Origin of the sequence: Planobispora longispora (assembly GCF_016863135.1) — a bacterium.
Taxonomy (GTDB): Bacteria; Actinomycetota; Actinomycetes; order Streptosporangiales; family Streptosporangiaceae; genus Planobispora; species Planobispora longispora.
This window is the reverse complement of record NZ_BOOH01000017.1, coordinates 111,815-129,323: the sequence shown is the minus strand read 5'-3', so window position 1 is coordinate 129,323 and position 17,509 is coordinate 111,815. Positions and strand designations below refer to the sequence as shown.

2 protein-coding genes are annotated in these 17,509 nt (G+C 75.2%); both read right to left on the bottom strand.

Translation table 11 applies throughout. From position 1 onward, the window contains the following. Positions 1-14 precede the first annotated feature (14 nt). Positions 15-245, bottom strand: a complete 231-nt coding sequence (locus Plo01_RS10495) for an MbtH family protein (RefSeq protein WP_203890335.1) — start codon at positions 243-245, stop codon at positions 15-17. After that, positions 242-17,494 (bottom strand): non-ribosomal peptide synthetase, encoded by a 17,253-nt coding sequence (locus Plo01_RS10490; protein WP_203890334.1) that lies wholly within the window; start codon positions 17,492-17,494, stop codon positions 242-244. Before Plo01_RS10490 ends, Plo01_RS10495 begins: the two co-directional genes overlap by 4 nt. Positions 17,495-17,509 lie beyond the last annotated feature (15 nt).

Below are 17,509 nucleotides of genomic sequence, written 5' to 3'. Positions count from 1 at the left end.
GGGGGCCTCGCCGCTCAGGTCTGAGCGGTCTCCGTCCGTTCCATGGCCTCGGCGAGGCTGCGGGGGCGCATGTCCGTCCAGTTCGTCTCCACGTATTCCAGGCAGGCGTCCCGTGACTCCTCTCCGAAGACCTTCTCCCAGCCCGCCGGAACCTCGGCGAAGGACGGCCAGAGCGAGTGCTGGCCCTCGCCGTTGACGAGAACCAGGAAACGGCCCTCGGGATCCTCGAACGGGTTGCTGCTCATGAGTCGTTCCTCCTCGGGTCGTCGGCGAGCGGCCGGTCGGGATCGGCCACCGCCGTCTTCAGGATGCGGACCAGGTCGTCCGCGAGCCGCTGGACCGTGCCCCGGTCGAACAGACCGGTGTCGTACTCCAGCAGGCAGTCCACGGGCCCGTCGCCGCGCGGCTCGAAGAAGCTCAGCGTCAGGTCGGCGTTGAGCGCCCCGGTGGGGACCGGTTCGAACGCCGCGCCGATGTCCTCCATCTCCGCCATCCGTGCCTGCTCGTGATGGACCAGCATCACCCTCGGCGCGGGCAGGCCGAGTTCCCGCGCCACCCGGCCGAAGGGGACGTCCTGCCGGTCGAGCGCGGCCAGGTCGGTCTCCCGCACCCGCGCGAGCAGTTCGCGGAAGGTCGGCTCGCCCGAGGTGTCCGTGCGCAGGACGACCGTGTTGAAGAAGCACCCGACCAGATCGGTGAGCGCCTCCTCCGCACGGCCCGCCACCAGCGAGGCGATCGGCAGGTCCGTCCCGGCGCCGTGCCGGGTGAGCAGCGTCGCCAGCGCCGCCTGGAGCACCATGAACATGCTGGTGCCCGTCCGGGCGGCGAGGTCGTCGACGCCGCCGTGCAGGGCCGGGTCGAGCACGAACCCGACGTGGTCCCCGCGCCCGCCGGCGGCCAGGCCATCGGGGCCCTGCCCGTCGGAGCCCCGGCTGTCGGGGCCTTGCCCGCCGGAATCCTGTTCGCGCGGCCGGTCGTACGGCAGCGCGGGATCGAGGGGCAGTCCGCGCAGGGCCTCCCGCCAGTAGGCGAGCTGCCGGTCGGCGACCCCGCCGGTCCCGCCGAGCAGCTCGTGCGCCCACGACGTGTAGTCCGCGTAAGTCACCGGGAGCTCGCTCCAGCCCGGGGCGTCTCCCCGCCGCCGGGCCGTGTAGGCGGTGACGACGTCGCGGATCAGCGGGACGACGGACCACTCGTCGACGCCGATGTAGTGCATCGTGAGCAGGAGCGCCTGGGCCCCGGAGCCGTCGACGAGCAGCCGGGCCCGGAGCGGCGGGCGCCCGGTCAGGTCCGGTTCCCCGGCCGCTAGCGCGCGCAGCCGCTCCTCCAGGTCGTCGACTTCGACGATCTCGAGCACCTGCCCGGCAGGCTCCTGGACGAGTCCCCGGACCGGTTCCCGAAGACGTTCCGCCTCGGCTCCTCCCGGTTCCCGTAGGAATTCCGCCTCGGGCCCGGCCGGTTCCCGGCCTGTCATCCCGTACCGTCCGGCGGTCTCCTGCGCGGGCTGCCCGCCGTACTCGGTGAAGGCCGTGCGGAGCGGCTCGTGGCGTGCGGCGACGTCGGCGAGCGCGGCGGCGAGCGCCCCGGCGTCCAGGCCGCCGGGTGCGCGCAGCGCGAACGCCATGTCGTGGACCCGCCCGGTCCCGGCGCGGTATCGGGCCCACTGCCATTCCTGGGGCGGCGCGGCGGGCAGGACCTGCGGCCTGTCGCCCCGGCCCAGCCGCGGACGCCGACGGTTCCCGGCCGCGGACTCCCGGCCGCTCCCGGACCCGTCGGGCCGGACAGCGCCGGACTCGTCCACCCGGTCCTCTCCGGATCCGTCCAGCTGGTCGCCCAGGCGCTCGGCCAGCGCGGCCACCGTGGGCGCCTCGAAGACGTCGCGCAGGGCCAGGTCGGCGTCCAGCACCGTGCGGACCCGGCCCAGCAACCGCATCGCGGACATCGAGTGGCCGCCCAGCAGGAAGAAGTTGTCGTGGATCCCCACCTCGGGCAGTTCGAGGATCTCGGCGAACAGATCCGCCAGAGCCCGCTGCCGCCCGGTGGCGGGGCGGGCCGTGCCGGTCAGCGCCGACCAGTCGGGGGCCGGCAGCGCCCGGCGGTCCAGCTTGCCGTTGGGCGTGAGCGGGAGCGGCCCGTCGAGCACCACCACCGCGGCCGGGACCATGTAGTCCGGGAGCAGCTCCGCCACGTGGGCCCGGATCCCGGCCGGGTCGAGCGGGAGGCCGCTCCCGGCTCCGACTCCGTCCCCGCTTCCGCCACCGGTCCCGGCCGCACCGCCGTCTCCGGCTCCGGTCCCGTCGCGGCTGGGGACCGCGTAGCCGACCAGTCTCGGCTCCTGTCCGCTCCGGTCCACCACCACCGCCGCCTGGGCGACGCCCGGGTGCCGGGTCATCGCACCGGCGATCTCGCCCGGCTCGATGCGGAAGCCGCGGATCTTCACCTGGTCGTCGGTCCGGCCGAGGAAGTCGATGTTCCCGTCGGCACGCCAGCGCGCCCGGTCGCCGGTGCGGTACATCCGCGTGCCGGGCGGGCCGAAGGGGCAGGCGACGAACCGTTCCGCGCTCAGGCCGGGCCGTCCCAGGTAGCCCCGGGCCAGCCCGCGACCGCTGACGTACAGTTCCCCGGGCACCCCGGGCGGGACCGGGCGCAGGTGCGCGTCCAGCACGTACACGCGGGTGTTGGGGTCGGGCACGCCGATGGGCACCGCCCCGGACCAGCCCGGCTCGGCCGGCCACAGCGTCGAGTTCACCGTCGCCTCGGTCAGCCCGTAGGCCGCCAGCAGCCGCAGGCGCCCGGCCCACCGCGCGATCACGGCGGGCGGAACGGTCTCGGTGCCGACCAGTACGGTGGCCCCCTCCGGCGGCTCGCACTCCGACGGCAGGGCCGCGACCAGCGACGGCGGCAGGATCGCGTGGGTGATCCGCTGCTCGTTCATGAAGTCGGTCAGCTCGCGGCCGGGAACCCGGGCCTCGTCGGGGACGAGCACCAGGCAGCCGCCGTGGCACAGCGCCATGGACAGCTCGAAGATGGTCACGTCGAAGCCGATCGAGGCGAACTGCAGCACCCGGCTGTCAGGGGTGAGGCCCATCCGGTCCACGGCCGTGGCCACCAGGCTGCTGATCCCCTCGTGCGGGACGACGACGCCCTTGGGCCGCCCGGTCGAGCCCGAGGTGTAGATCACGTAGGCGGCCTGGTCCATGGCGACCGCGTCCGCGGCGACGGGCGGGAACGGCCCGCCCGCCTCGATGGCGGCCGTCTCCGCGGCGACCTCGGGAGTGTCGAGCAGCAGCACGGGCAGCCCCTCGACCTCCGGGACCTTGCCCGCGACCTGCTCGGTCGCCACGACGACCGCCGCCCGCGCGTCGCCGAGCATGTACGCCAGGCGGTCGGCGGGGTGGGCGAGGTCGAGCGGGAGGAAGGCGGCGCCCAGCTTGTTCGCGCCGAGCATCACGGCGACCATCTCCACCGAGCGCGGCACCGCCACGCCGACCACGCTCTCGGCGCGCACGCCGTACCGGGCCAGCAGCCGGGCCATGCGGTCCGACAGGGCGTCCAGCTCCGCGTAGGTGACCGAGCGCGGCCCGTCCACCACGGCGACGGCGCCGGGGCGCTCGGTCACACGCCGCCGGAACATCCCGGGGAAGGTCTCCTCGTCCACCGCCCGGCCGGTCCGGTTGAAGCCGGTGACGACCTGCTCGCGCTCGGCCTCGGTGAGCACGTCGACGCCGCTGACCGGGAGCCGGGGATCGGCGGCCACCGCGCCGACGAGCGCGGACAGCCGTTGGCCCAGCGTCGCGACCGTGGCCCGGTCGAACAGGTCGGAGCGGTACTCGATCACGCAGGCGATCCGGCCGCTCCCGGCGTCCTCGGCGAAGCCGAACACCAGGTCGAACTTCGCCGTGCGGGCCTCGACCGGCTGCGGCAGAACCTCCAGCCCGGCCATGGCGAAGCCGTCGTCCGCACGGTTGCGGTAGCCGACCATCACTTGGAACAGCGGGTTGCGGTCGGGCGAGCGCACCGGGTTCAGCTCCTCCACGACGGCCTCGAACGGCACGTCCTGGTGGGAGAAGGCGGCCAGGGCGCTCTCCCGGACCCGGCCGACGAGCTCGGCGAAGGTCGGGTCGCCCGACACGTCGGTGCGGAGCACGAGGGTGTTGACGAAGAAGCCGACCAGCTCGTCCAGGGCCCCGTCGGTGCGGCCGGAGATCGGCGCGCCGAGCGGGAGGTCGTCCCCGGCCCCGAGGCGGTGCAGCAGCGCGGCGACCACCGCGTGGCACGCCATGAACATGCTCGCCCCGGCCCGCTGGGCGACCTCGCGCAGGCGCACGCAGTCCTGCGGGTCCAGCTCGACCACCAGTTCCCCGCCGGCCGGGCTCGGCCGCGCCGGGTGGGGCCGGTCGGTGGGCAGTTCGAGCTGCTCGGGAGCGCCGCGCAGGGTCTCGCCCCAGTAGGCGAGCTGGCGCGCGGCCGGGCTCTCGGGGTCGGAGCGGTCGCCGAGCAGTTCCCGCTGCCAGAGCGTGTAGTCGACGTACTGCACCGGCAGGGGATCCCAGTCCGGCTCCCGCCCGTCGCGGCGGGCGGCGTACGCGGCCGACAGATCGCGCAGGAACGGCCCGTCGGACCACTCGTCGGTGGTGATGTGGTGCAGCAGGAGCGCCACCACGTGCTCGTGGGCGCCCAGCCGTACGACCGTGGCGCGCAGGGGGAGTTCGACGGCCAGGTCGAACGGGCGGGCGAGGACTCCGGCCAGGACCTCGTCGAGCCGCTCCTCCCCGGCCTCGACCACCTCCAGCGGCGGGCGGGCGATCCCGGCCGGGACGACGTCCTGGTACGGGCGGCCCTCCCGCTCGGCGATGCGGGTGCGCAGCGCCTCGTGCCGCCCCGCCACGTCGGCCAGCGCGGCCCGCAACGCCTCGACGTCGAGCGCGCCGCGCAGCCGGATGACGAGCGGGAAGTTGTAGACCGCCGACGGGCCTTCGAGCTGCTCGATCACCCAGAGCCGCTGCTGGGCGGACGAGAGCGGGGGCTCCTCGGGCCGCTCGGCCGCGGGGAGCAGGGCCGGGCGCCGTACGGCGCCGGCGGCGGCGACCCGGGCCGCCAGCTCGGCGACCGTCGGGGCCTCGAACAGGTCCCGGATGGCCAGCTCCGCGCCGAGCGCGGCGCGGGCCCGGCTGACCAGCCGGGTGGCCAGCAGGGAGTGCCCGCCCAGGTCGAAGAAGTCGTCGTCGATCCCGGCCCGCTCCACGCCGAGCAGCTCGGCGAAGAGCGCGCACAGGACCTGCTCCTGCGGCGAGCGCGGCGGCCGGCTCCGGCCCCCGGCGGTGACGGCGGGCCGGGGCAGCGCCCGCACGTCCAGCTTGCCGTTCACGGTGAGCGGCAGCCGGTCCACCACCATGATCGCGGCCGGGATCATGTAGCCCGGCAGCCGGGCCTTCAGCGACTCCCGCAGAGCCGTGACGAGGTCCTCCTGCCCCGGAGCCCCCGAGGATCCCGAGGATCCCGAGGACTCCGACTCTTGGGACGCGGCGGCGTCCTGGAGCACGGCGGCGTCCTGGGGCACGACGTACCCGACCAGCCGCTTGGCCCCGCCCGGCCCGGAGGCGTCGGCCACGACGGCGGCGTGCGAGACCAGCGGATGCTCCTCCAGCGCCGCCCCGATCTCGCCCAGTTCGACCCGGTAACCGCGGATCTTCACCTGGTCGTCGGTCCGCCCGAGGAAGTCCAGGTTGCCGTCGGGACGGAGGCGCACGAGGTCGCCGGTGCGGTACATGCGGGCGCCCGGCTCGTCGCCGAACGGGTCGGCGACGAAGCTCGCGGCGGTCAGGCCGGGCCTGCGGTGGTAGCCGCGCGCCAGGCCGACCCCGCTGATGTAGAGCTCGCCCGGGGTGCCCGGCGGGACCGGGCGCAGCGCGGAGTCGAGCACGTAGGCGCGGGTGTTCCAGATCGGCCGCCCCACCGTGGAGGTCGGGCTGTCGCCGGTGGAGGCGCCGAGCGTGTTGATCGTGTACTCGGTCGGCCCGTACAGGTTGTAGCCGAACGTTGCGGGGGTGTCCCGCAGCGTGCTCCAGACCGTCTCGGACACCGCCTCGCCGCCGAGCAGCACCAGCGGGGGCCGGTGCCCGTCGAGCAGGCCCTCCTCGATGAGGTGGTGGGCGTAGGTGGGCGTCACGTTGACGACGTCGACCCGTTCACGGTCGCAGTAGGCCACCAGCGCCTCGGCGTCGCGGCGCAGGTTCTCGTCGCAGACGTGGACCTCGTGCCCCTCGATCAGCCAGAGCAGCTCCTCCCACGACATGTCGAAGGCGAAGGAGACGGTGTGGGCGATGCGCAGCCGCCGCCCGCCGGCCGCCGCGATCGCCGGGTCGAAGATGGCCTCGCGGTGGTTGAACTGCATGTTCGTCAGCCCGCGATAGGGCGTGACGACGCCCTTGGGGCGGCCGGTGGAGCCCGAGGTGAAGATCACGTATGCCGGGTGCTCCAGCCGGTGCGGCAGGTCGCGGGCGAAGGCCGGGCGCTCGCCGTCGGCCAGTACGCCGGAGGGCAGCGCCGCCAGCGCCGCGACCGTGGCCGGGTCGTCGAGCAGGACGCGCGTCACCCCGGTGTCCGGGAGCGTCGCGGCGACCGCCGTGGTGGTCACCACACACGCCGGGGCGGTGTCCCGGAGCATGAACTCCAGTCGCTCGGCCGGATACTCCAGGTCCAGGGGCAGGTAGGCGGCGCCCGTCTGGAGCACGGCGAACAGCGCCACGACCATGTCGGCCGAGCGCGGCAGGGCCAGCGCGACCACCCGCTCCGGCGCGGCGCCGTACGCCAGCAGCAGCCGGGCCATGCGGTTGATCCGCACGTCCAGCTCGGCGTAGGTCAGGCGCTCGGCGCCGAAGACCAGGGCCACCTCGTCCGGGGTGCGCGCCGCCTGCTCGGCGAGCAGCTCGGCGACGGTCGCCGGGGGCAGCGGGCGCCGCGTGGCGTCCCACTCCGCGCCGAGGCTCCGCCGCTCTCCCGGGAGGAGCAGGTCGAGTGCGCCGGTCCGCTCCGCCAGGCCGTCCACCAGGCGCTCCAGCACCGCCGTGTAGCGCGCCAGCAGCGCGGCGGCCTCGTCCGCCCCGAACGCGTCGGGCCGGTACGACAGCGTCACGCGCAGCCGGGAGCCCTGGGTCACGATGAGGGTGAGCGGGTAGTGGGTGGCGTCGATCCCGGTCACGTCCACGATGCCGTTGCCCCGCGTGAACGCGGTCATCCGTTCCTCGCCGCCGGCGTCGCGCAGCACGAAGAGCGTGTCGAAGAGCCTGCGGTGCCCGCTCTCCCGCTGCAGCTCCCCCAGACCCAGGTGCTCGTACGGCATCAGCGCCACGCGCTCGTCCTGCACCCGCCGCAGGAGGTCCAGCACGGGCTCGCGCGGGTCGAAGGAGATCCGCACCGGAACCGTGTTGAGGAACATCCCGATGATGCTCTCCACCTCGGGGACCGCCACCGGGCGTCCCGCGACCGCCGCGCCGAAGACCACGTCGTCGCGGCCGGCGGCGGCGGACAGGATGAGCCCCCAGGCGGCGTTGAGCACGGTGTTGAGGGTCAGGCCGTGCTCGCGGGCCGTGGCGCGGAGCCGGTCGCCGAGCTCCGCGGGGAGCAGGGCGTCGAGGTTCAGCGGGATCACCGGGCGCAGGCCGTCGTCGGCGGGCCGTACCAGCGTCGGCTCGGCCAAGCCGGACAGGGCCTCGCGCCAGGCCGCCAGCGCCGCTCCGGAGTCCTGTCCGGCGAGCCAGGCCAGGTAGTCCCGGTAGGAGCCGGGGGCGGGCAGGCCGCGGTCGTCGCCCGCCCGGTCGTACAGGGCGAACAGCTGCTCCAGGAACAGCCAGGCCGACCAGCCGTCCCACAGGATCAGGTGGTGGCTGACCACCAGCCGGTCGTGATCGCCGAGCCGGATCAGCAGCAGCCGCATCAGCGGCGGGCTGGACAGGTCGAACCGCCGGGTCCGGTCCTCGGCCAGCAGCGCGGCCACCCGCTCGGCCTGCTCGGCGGCGGGCAGGCGGGACAGGTCGATCTCGCGCACCGGGGACGGCACGTCGGCGCCGATGAACTGCACCGTCCGGGGCAGCCCCTCGCCGGTGAACCCGGCGCGCAGGCTCGGGTTGCGCGCCAGCAGCGCCGCGCAGGCCGCGCGGAGCCGGTCGGCGTCGATCCGCCCGGTGAACGTGAAGACGTCCTGCGAGGTGTAGACGTCGACCGCGTCCGCGTCGCCGGCGTCGTAGGTGGAGTGGAAGAAGATGCCTTCCTGCAGCGGGGAGAGCGGCCAGACGTCCTCGACGGGGACGGGGCTGACCTGCCGCACCCGGTCGGCCTCCCCGGCGGTCAGCCGCATCAGGTCCGCTCGCGTCCCGTCTCCCGCCCGCCCCGCGTGGTCGGTGTCGCCCTCCCGCGCCCCGTTCCCCTCGGGTGCTCCGTCTCCCGCCTGCGTCCCGGCCACCGCCTCGGCCAGCGCGGCGGGCGTGCGGTGCGTGAAGACGTCGCGGGGACTGAGCGGCAGACCGGCCCGGCGGGCGCGCCCGGAGACGGTGATGGACGCGATGCTGTCGCCGCCGAGCACGAAGAAGTCGTCGTCGGCTCCGGCCTCGGTCCCCAGGACCTCGGTGAAGATCCGGCAGAGCAGCGCCTCCCGTTCGGTGCGCGGCGCCCGCGCCTCCCTCCGGGCGGCCCCGGCGGCGGCGTCCGGGACGGGCAGGGCGGCCCGGTCCACCTTGCCGTTGGGCGTCAGCGGAAGCGCGTCGAGCACGACGACCGCGCCGGGGACCATCGGGGCGGGCAGCGCCGCGGCCAGCGCGGAACGGAGCGCGGCTCCGTCGAGCCGGGCGCCGGGCTCCGGCAGCGCGTACCCGACCAGCCGCGCGGCGGCCCCCGAGCCGTGGACCGCCGCCACGGCCCGTGCGACCCCGGGCTCGTCCGCCAGCCGGGCCTCGACCTCGCCGAGCTCGACGCGGTTACCGCGGATCTTGACCTGGTGGTCGGTCCGGCCCACGTACTCCAGGGCGCCGTCGGGGCGGCGCCGCACCAGGTCGCCGGTGCGGTACATGCGCGTGCCCGGCGGGCCGTACGGGTCGGCGACGAACCGCTCACCGGTGAGACCGGGACGGCCGTGGTAGCCGAGGGCCAGCTGGTCCCCGGCGATGTAGAGCTCCCCCGGCACGCCCTCGGGCGCGTGCCGCAGGCAGGCGTCGAGGACGTAGAGGCGGGTGTTCCAGACCGGCCCGCCGATCGGGACGGCCCCGCCCCCGGACGACGGGGACCCGGATCGCCGGGACCCGGACGTCGAAGACTCGGACGGCGAAGACTCTGACGGCAGGAGTCCGGACGGTTGCGACCCGGCTTGCTGGGATCCGTCCTGCCAGGTGACCTGGACCGTGGCCTCGGTCGGCCCATAGCAGTTGTCCACCGGCACGCCGGTCAGCTCCCGCCAGCGGCGGGCCACCCCGGCGGTCAGCGCCTCGGCGCCGCCGAAGACCTTGCGCAGGCTCGCGGCCCACGCCGAGTCGCCGGCGACCTCCTCGGTGGCCAGGAACGCCTGGATCATCGAGGGGACGATGTCCAGGACGGTGACGCGCCGCTCCTGGATGAGACCGGCCAGGTAGTCCGGGTCGAAGTGTCCGCCGGGCTCGGCGAGCACGACGGCGGCCCCGGCGCACAGCGGCCAGAAGATCTGCCAGACGGAGGCGTCGAAGCTCGCCGACGCCTGCTGGAGCATGCGGTCGCCGGAGTCCAGACCGAACTCGCCCTGCGCCCACGCGAGGTGGCCGATGATCGCCCGGTGCGTGACGACGACGCCCTTGGGGCGGCCGGTCGAGCCCGACGTGTAGATGAGATAGGCGGGATCGCCGGACCCGGCCGGACGCGAGACGGGAATGGCCGGACGCGAGGCGGGCGTCCCCGATCCGGGCTCGGCTCCGTCGGCGGCCTCCCCGCGGTCGATCATGACGCGCTCGACGCCGTACGCCCCGGGGAGCCGGGCGGCGGTCTCCTCCGTGGTGACGACGGCGCGGGCCCCGCAGTCGGCGAGCATGAACGCCAGCCGGTCCGCGGGGTACTCGACGTCCAGTGGCACGTACGCCGCACCCGACTTCAGCACGCCCAGCAGCGCGACGATCATTTCGATCGAGCGCGGGACCGCCACCGCCACGAACTGCCCCGCGCCGATCCTCCGGGCGGCCAGCCGCCGGGCGAGGTCCTCGGCCCTGCGGTCCAGCTCGGCGTAGGAGACCTCCTCCGCACCGGAGATCAGCGCGGTGGCGCCGGGCGAGGCGGCGACCTGCGCGGCGAAGGCCGTCGCCAGCGTCTCCTCCGGGACCGGCCTGACCGCTCCGGTGAGCGCCGCCCGCCCACGGTCGGTGGCGGGCAGCAGGTCGAACCGGCCGACCGGGCGGTCGGGATCCGCGGCCATCTCTTCGAGCAACCGGATCAGCGCCGCCGAGAGCCGCGCGGCCGTCCCGGCGTCGAACCGCCCGGTGTCGTAGTCGAGCCGCAGGTCCAGCCGGTCCCCGGGCACCGCGGTGAGGGACAGGGGGTAGTGGGAGGCGTCGCGGATGTCGACCCCGGTGATCTCGAAGGCCCCGCCGGGGGCGCGCAGGTCCCCTCTGACGGGGTAGTTCTCGATCACGACGAGGGTGTCGAACAGGCTCCGCGTGTCCGGATCGGTGAACCCGGCCAGCCGCTGGATCTCCGCCAGTCCGAGGTGCTGGTGGTCGAGCAGGTCCGCCTGGGCGTCCTGGAGCCGGGTCAGAAGGTCGGCCGGGTGCTCGCCGGGCCGCCACGTCATCCGTACCGGCAACGTGTTGACCAGCAGGCCCACCATCGACTCGACGCCCTCGACGGCGGCCTGCCGGCCGGAGACGGTGGTGCCGAACACGACGTCGCGACGACCGGTGAGGCGTCCCGCGAGCAGTCCCCATGCGCCCTGGATGACGGTGCTCAGCGTGAGCCCGCGCCCGCGCGCCCACGCGGTCAGCTCGGCGGTCAGCTCCGCGGTGAGCTCGCCGCGGACCTGCCCGATCGGCCCGGGCGCCGCCTCACCCGCCGGTACGGCCCCGCTCGCGGGCACGGCCTCATCCGTGGATACGGCCCCGCGTACGGCCCGCGCCAGCAGGGTCGGCTCCTCCAGCCCGGACAGCGCCTGCCGCCAGGCGGCGCGCGCCGCCTCCCGGTCGCGGCCCTTCAGCCAGGAGAAGTATTCGCGGCAGAGAGAGACCGCGGCGCGAGCGTCAGCCGCCGCTTTGCCAGAGATCGCGGCGCGAGTGTCAGCCGCCTCGTCGGTTCGCTCCGCACCGGTGCTCGCTCCGCGGCTCTTCTCGGCACCGGCGCTCACCCCGCCGAGGCTTTCCGCACCGGTGCTCGTCCCGCCGGGCTTCTCGGCATCGGCCCGGTACCCGGCGAGCAGGTCACGCAGCATGATCGGCACCGACCAGCCGTCGGCGACGAGGTGGTGGAGCGTGAGGACCAGCCAGTGGCGGTCCGCGCCGCGGACGAACGCGGCGCGCATCAACGGGGGAGCCGCGAGGTCGAACCGGTGCGCCCGCTCCTCCTCCGCGACGGCGCGGACGATCTCCCCTTCCGCGGTGTGGGCCGTCCCGCCCTCGGGGCGCAGAGCGTCGATCTCCCGCCACGGCACGGTCACCGTACCGGGGACGAACTGGACGACGCGGCCGTCGGACCGTTGCCGGAACCCGGCGCGCAGGAGCGGGTGGCGCTCCAGCAGCCCCTGCACCGCGCGGTGCAGGGCGCCTCCGGCGGCGCCGTCGACGGCGTTCCGCCCGGCGCCTTCGGCTCTCTCGGCATTCCCCGCGTCCCGGTCGACACCGGTCAGCTCGATGACCTGCTGCACCGTGTAGACGTCGGAGACGTCCTCGTCGAAGAGCGCGTGGAAGAACAGTCCCTGCTGGAGCGGGGTGACCGGCAGGACGTCCCGCAGGCCGTACGGGGCCGCCTCCAGCTCGTCGATCTCGTCCTGGCCGATCTCCACCAGCGGGAAGTCCGCGGGGGTGTGTCCTCCCGCGTCCGGCGCGGCCAGGTGCGCGGTGAGCCCTCGCAACGCCTCCAGCCAGAGCCCGGCCAGCTCGGCGACACCGGCGCGGTCGAGGACCCCGTCCGGCCACGACCAGGTCGCGCTCAGCTCCGGCCCCGAGGTCCCGTCCCGGACGACCGCGTTGATCTCCAGCGGACGCGACAGCGGCATCCCCGGGTCACGGCCGGCCGTCAGCGGCTCGGCGTCGTCGGCGAGCCGCCAGTCCCCGCCCTCGTCCGCCCGGAAGCGGCCCAGGTAGTTGAAGAGCAGCTGCGGTTCCGGCGCGGCGGCCAGCGCGCCCGCCGTCTCCTCGTTCAGGTGGCGCAGCTGCCCGTAGCCCAGGCCGGAGCCGGGCAGGGCGCGCAGCTGCTCCTTGATCCGCTTGAGCGCGCGACCGACGGCGGGCCCGCCTGCCCGGAACTCCGCCCAGTCGATGTCACCGGCGTCGATCCGGACCGGGAAGACACTGGTGAACCAGCCCACGGTGCGGGACAGATCGGCCCCGCCCGCCAGGTCGATCTCATCCGCCAGGTCACTGCTACCCGCCAGGTCGTTCCCACCCGCCAGAGCGGCCCCGCCCGCCGGGCCGTCCCCGTTCGCCAGCTCGTCCTGCTCGCGCCCGTGGCCCTCCAGCTCCAGCAGGAGCCCACGGCTCGTGCCCGGACCGGAATCCGCGCCGATGCCGGCCGGACGGTCCTGACGCCAGCGGGCGACCGCGGCGGCGAGCGCGGTCAGCAGGACGTCGTTGACCGTGCCGTGGTAGGCGGCCGGGAGGTCGGCGAGGAGCGGGGCGGTCTGGTCGCCGGGCAGCGACACCGTCAGCGAACGTTCGTTCGCCGCCGTGTCGGTCGCCGGGTCCAGCGGCCGCAGCCCGAGGGCCGGGGCCGGCTCGCGGAGCATCTCCCGCCAGCTCTCCAGCTCGGCCCGGCGGGAAGCGGTCAGCGCGTCCGCGGCCAGCATCCGCGACCAGCGCGGGAAGGACGTGCCGACCGGCGGCAGGGTGACCGGTTGTCCCGCCGCGAGGGACCGGGCGGCCTGGGCGAGGTCGGCCAGCAGGATGCGCCAGGACACGCCGTCGACGACGAGGTGGTGGGCGACCAGCACCAGCCGTCCGGGGACGCTCCGCCCGGCGTCGAGCCAGACCGCCTGGAGCATCCGGCCCTCCTCGGGGGCCAGCCGGCCGGCGGCCCGGCGGCGGTGCTCGGCGATCATTTCGCCCAGGGCGCCCCCGCTGCCCGTGACAGCCGTACCGCCCCGGGCCCCCGGGACGCCCGTGATCTCCGCATCGTTCCGGATACCGGGGGTATCCCCACGGACGGCGATGCCCGCGCCGTCCGCGACGGCCGTCCCGTCCGAACTGTCCACAGCCTGTGGAAGGTTCGCGCCGACCTCGACCCGCTCCACGAGGCCGGCCGCCCGGACCGCGCCCGGCGGCGGGACCTCCAGGGCCCAGCCGTCGGCCCGCCGCAGCCGGGCGCGCAGCATGCCGTGATGGTCCAGTACGGCCTGCAGGACCGAAGCCAGCAGCTCGGTGGTGAGATCCGCCGGAACCTGCAGCACCACGGCCTGGTGGAAGCCGTCGATCGGCCTCCCGGGACCGGCGGCCCCCGTAGGCCGCGCGGAATCGTCGGCCTGTGGACCGACGACCTGTGGATCCACAGCCTGCGGATCGACGGCCTGCGGATCGATGGGCTGGACGGGATCGGCGGGTTCTGGGAGTTCCGCGGGCCCTGTGGATCGCGCCGGTTCCACGAGCTCGCGCAGCCAGTGGATGATCGGGGTCGCCGGCGCGTCGCCGACGCCCGGGTCGTGGACCTGCTCCGGGGCCTGACCGGCCCGGCCGGCCTGCTCACGGGCGAGCGCGGCGACGGTCCGGAGCCGGAAGACGTCGCGGGGGGTGATGACCAGCCCGGCGCGGCGGGCCCGGTTCACCAGCTGGATCGCGACGATGCTGTCGCCGCCGAGCTCGAAGAACCCGTCGTGGACGCCCACCGCGGGCAGCCCGAGCAGTTCGGCGAAGAGATCGGCCAGGACGTGCTCGGCCGGGGTGGACGGGGCGGTGCCCCCCGTCTGCGCCGTCCACTCGGGTTCCGGCAGAGCCTGCCTGTCCAGCTTGCCGTTCGGGGTCAGCGGTAGCACGCCGTCCAGCACCACGATCGTGCCGGGCACCATGTAGTCGGGCAGCGTGCCCGCCACCAGACTCCGCAGCTCCGCCGGGTCGACGGCCCGGAACCGGGCCCCGTCCCCGGAGGCGGAGCCAGGGCCCGGAGCGGAGCCGGAGCCGGGGGTGGAGGCGGAAGCGGATCCCAGCCCGGAGCCGGTCCCGTTCCCGAGCTCAGACCCGGCCCCGTTCACGGGCTCAGACCCGGCCCCGTTCACGGGCTCAGAGCCGGCCCCTGATCCGGGTCCCGTCACGTAGGCCACGAGCCGCTTGACGCCGCGGTGGTCCTCGCGGGCGACGACCGCCGCCTGCGCGACGGCGGGGTGGGCCATCAGGGCGCTCTCGACCTCGCCGGGCTCGATGCGATAGCCCCTGATCTTGAGCTGGCCGTCCTCGCGGCCGAGGAAGTCGATGTTCCCGTCGGGACGCCAGCGGGCCCGGTCCCCGGTGCGGTACATGCGGTCGCCGGGCGCGCCGAACGGGTCGGAGACGAACCGCTCGGCGGTCAGGCCCGGCCTGCCGAGGTAGCCGCGGGCCAGTCCGCGGCCCGCGACGTACAGCTCGCCCACGGCGCCGGGCGGCACCGGCCGCAGCGCGGAGTCGAGCACGTAGCAGCGGGTCCCCGGGTCGGGGACGCCGATCGGCACCGGGCCCGGCAGGTCGGGGTCGGCGAGCCAGAGCGTGGAGTTCACCGTCGCCTCGGTGAGGCCGTACGCCACCACGACCCGCATGCGCCGCCCCCATCGGGCGATCAGCTCGGCCGGGACGGCCTCGGTGCCCACCACGAGCACCCCGCCCTCGGGCAGCTCGCACTCGGCGGGGAGGGCGGCCACCAGTGACGGAGGCAGGATCATGTGGGTGGCCCGGTGCCCGGTGAGGTAGCCGGTCAGCTCCTCCCCGGCGACGCGCCGCTCGGCGGGCACGATGATCGCCGTGCCGCCCACGCACAGGGACATGACCAGGTCCCAGACGGCGACGTCGAACCCGACCGAGGCGAACTGCACGACCCGGCTGGCGGCGTCCACGCCGAGCCGTTCGGTGGCGGTGCGGATCAGGCTGCCGATGCCGTCGTGGGAGATCACCACCCCCTTGGGGCGGCCGGTCGATCCCGAGGTGTAGATGACGTACGCGGCCCGGTCCAGGCCCAGGCCGGCGAGATCGGGGAGGTCGGTGAGGTCGGTGTCCTCCAGACCGGCCAGCTCCGCGACGACGGCGGGGTCGTCCAGGAGCAACCGGGGGACGGAGACCTCGCGAGGCTGGCGGGGCCCAGAAGTCTCACATGACTCAGGAACCTCGCGGGACTCACGGAGATCGCGGGACTCACGGAGATCGCGGAGCTCGGGAAGCTCGCCGGCGAGGTCCGTCACGGAGACGACGGCGCGCGCCCGCGCGTCCTCGATCATGTACGCCACCCGGTCCGCCGGGTGGTCCAGGTCGAGGGGAAGATAGGCGGCGCCCGCCTTCATCACACCGAGCAGGGCGACGACCATGTCGGCCGAGCGGGGCACGGCGACCGCGACGACGTCCTCGGCGCGGACTCCGCGGGCGCGCAGCAGCCGGGCCAGCCGGTTGGCCCGGCCGTTCAGCTCGGCGTACGACAGCCGCTCCGACTCGCAGATCAGGGCGAGCGCGTCCGGCGCGTGCGCGGCCCGCCGCTCGAACGCCGCGGTCCACGACAGCTCCTGGACCGGAGGCAGGGCGCCGGCGAAGCGGTCGAGCACCAGCCGGCGTTCGTCGTCGGTGGTCAGGTCGATGGCGCCCAGCGGCCGGTCCGGGGCGGTGGTCATCGCGGTGGCCACCGCCTCCAGCACCGCCAGGAAGCGCCGCTCGTGCCCGGCGAGCTCCTCCGGGCCGCAGACGGAGGCGTCCGCGTCGAAGTCGACGCGCAGGCCCTGCCCGGCGGGCCGGTCGTAGACGGCGACGGACAGGTCGATGACCGGACCGAGGGACAGGTAGTGGATCACGCCGGACAGGTCGCCGAACCGCGTCTCCCCGTGGAAGGGCATGACGTTGACGGTGGGACCGATGAGGGCGCGCAGGCCCTCGGGGCGTCCCAGCTCCCTGGCCAGGTCCTCACCCCGGTAGCGCGCGTGCGCGGCCAGCTCGCGGACGTTCCCGGCGACCGCCTCGACGAGCTCGGCGGGGGTCGTGTCGGGCCGTACGGCCAGGCGGAGCGGGAGGACGTTGGACATCAGGCCGGGCGTGTCCCGCGACCCGGCGTCCACCCGGCCGGTCACCGGCAGGCCGAGCACCACGTCCTGCTCGCCGGTGGCCCGGTGCAGGTAGGCCGCCATGGCCGCGATGGCCAGGCGGGACAGGCGGGTCCCGGCGGAGGCGGCGGCCTCGCGCAGCCGCTCCGTCCGCTCGGCGGACAGCTCCACGGTGCGCCGGAGGGTCCGGGCCGCCTGGACGGGCGGGCACTCCACCAGGCGGGCGGGCTCGTCGGGCAGGCCGGCGAGCCGGTCGTGCCAGAAGTCGCGGTCGGCCGTGTGCTGCTCCGAGCCGCGGTAGGCCGTGTCACCGGAGATCAGATTCCGCAGCGACCAGCTGTGCGCGACCGGGGCGCCGTCCGCGGGCTCCGCGAGCCCCGCGGGATCTGCGAGCCCCGCGGGATCTGCGAGCCCCGCGGGATCTGCGAGCCCCGCGAGCTCCGCGGGATCTGCGAGTTCCGCGAGCTCCGCGCCGTACAGCTCGGCGACCCGGTTGGTGATCTGCAGGACCCCGTACCCGTCGGTGAGCAGGTGGTGGTAGCGCTGGTACCACCAGACCCGGTGCGGGCCGATCCGCAGCAGCGCCTGGGCGAACAGGGGACCGCGCGCCAGGTCGGCGACCCGGGCCATGTCGGCGTCCATCCAGGCGCGGGCCGCCGCCTCGGGGTCGGGCTCGCCGGTCAGGTCCAGGACGGCGGGCGCCCAGCCCCCGGGGAGGCGGCGGGCCTGGACGGGGCGGCCCTCCACCTCGGTGAACACCACGTGCAGAGGCTCGGCCTCCCGTACGGCCCGCCGCACCGCCGCGGCCAGGCGCGGCACGTCGGGCCCGCCCGCCGTCTCAGGCCCGCCCGCCGTCGCGAGCCCATCCAGCGCCTCGGAGCCATCCGGCGCATCAGGCCCGTCCGGCGCGGGTCCCTCCCCGGTGACCTCTCCGTCCCCCCGTCCGGCGGGGACGGAGAGGTCCACATAGCAGCCGATGTTGTACACCGGGCTGTCCGGCTCGATCCGCTGGGCCAGCCAGATCCCGGTCTGCGCGCCGGTCAGCGGCAGCACACGTCCGTCCTCGACCATCGTCTCCATGCCTTCTCGTGCCCC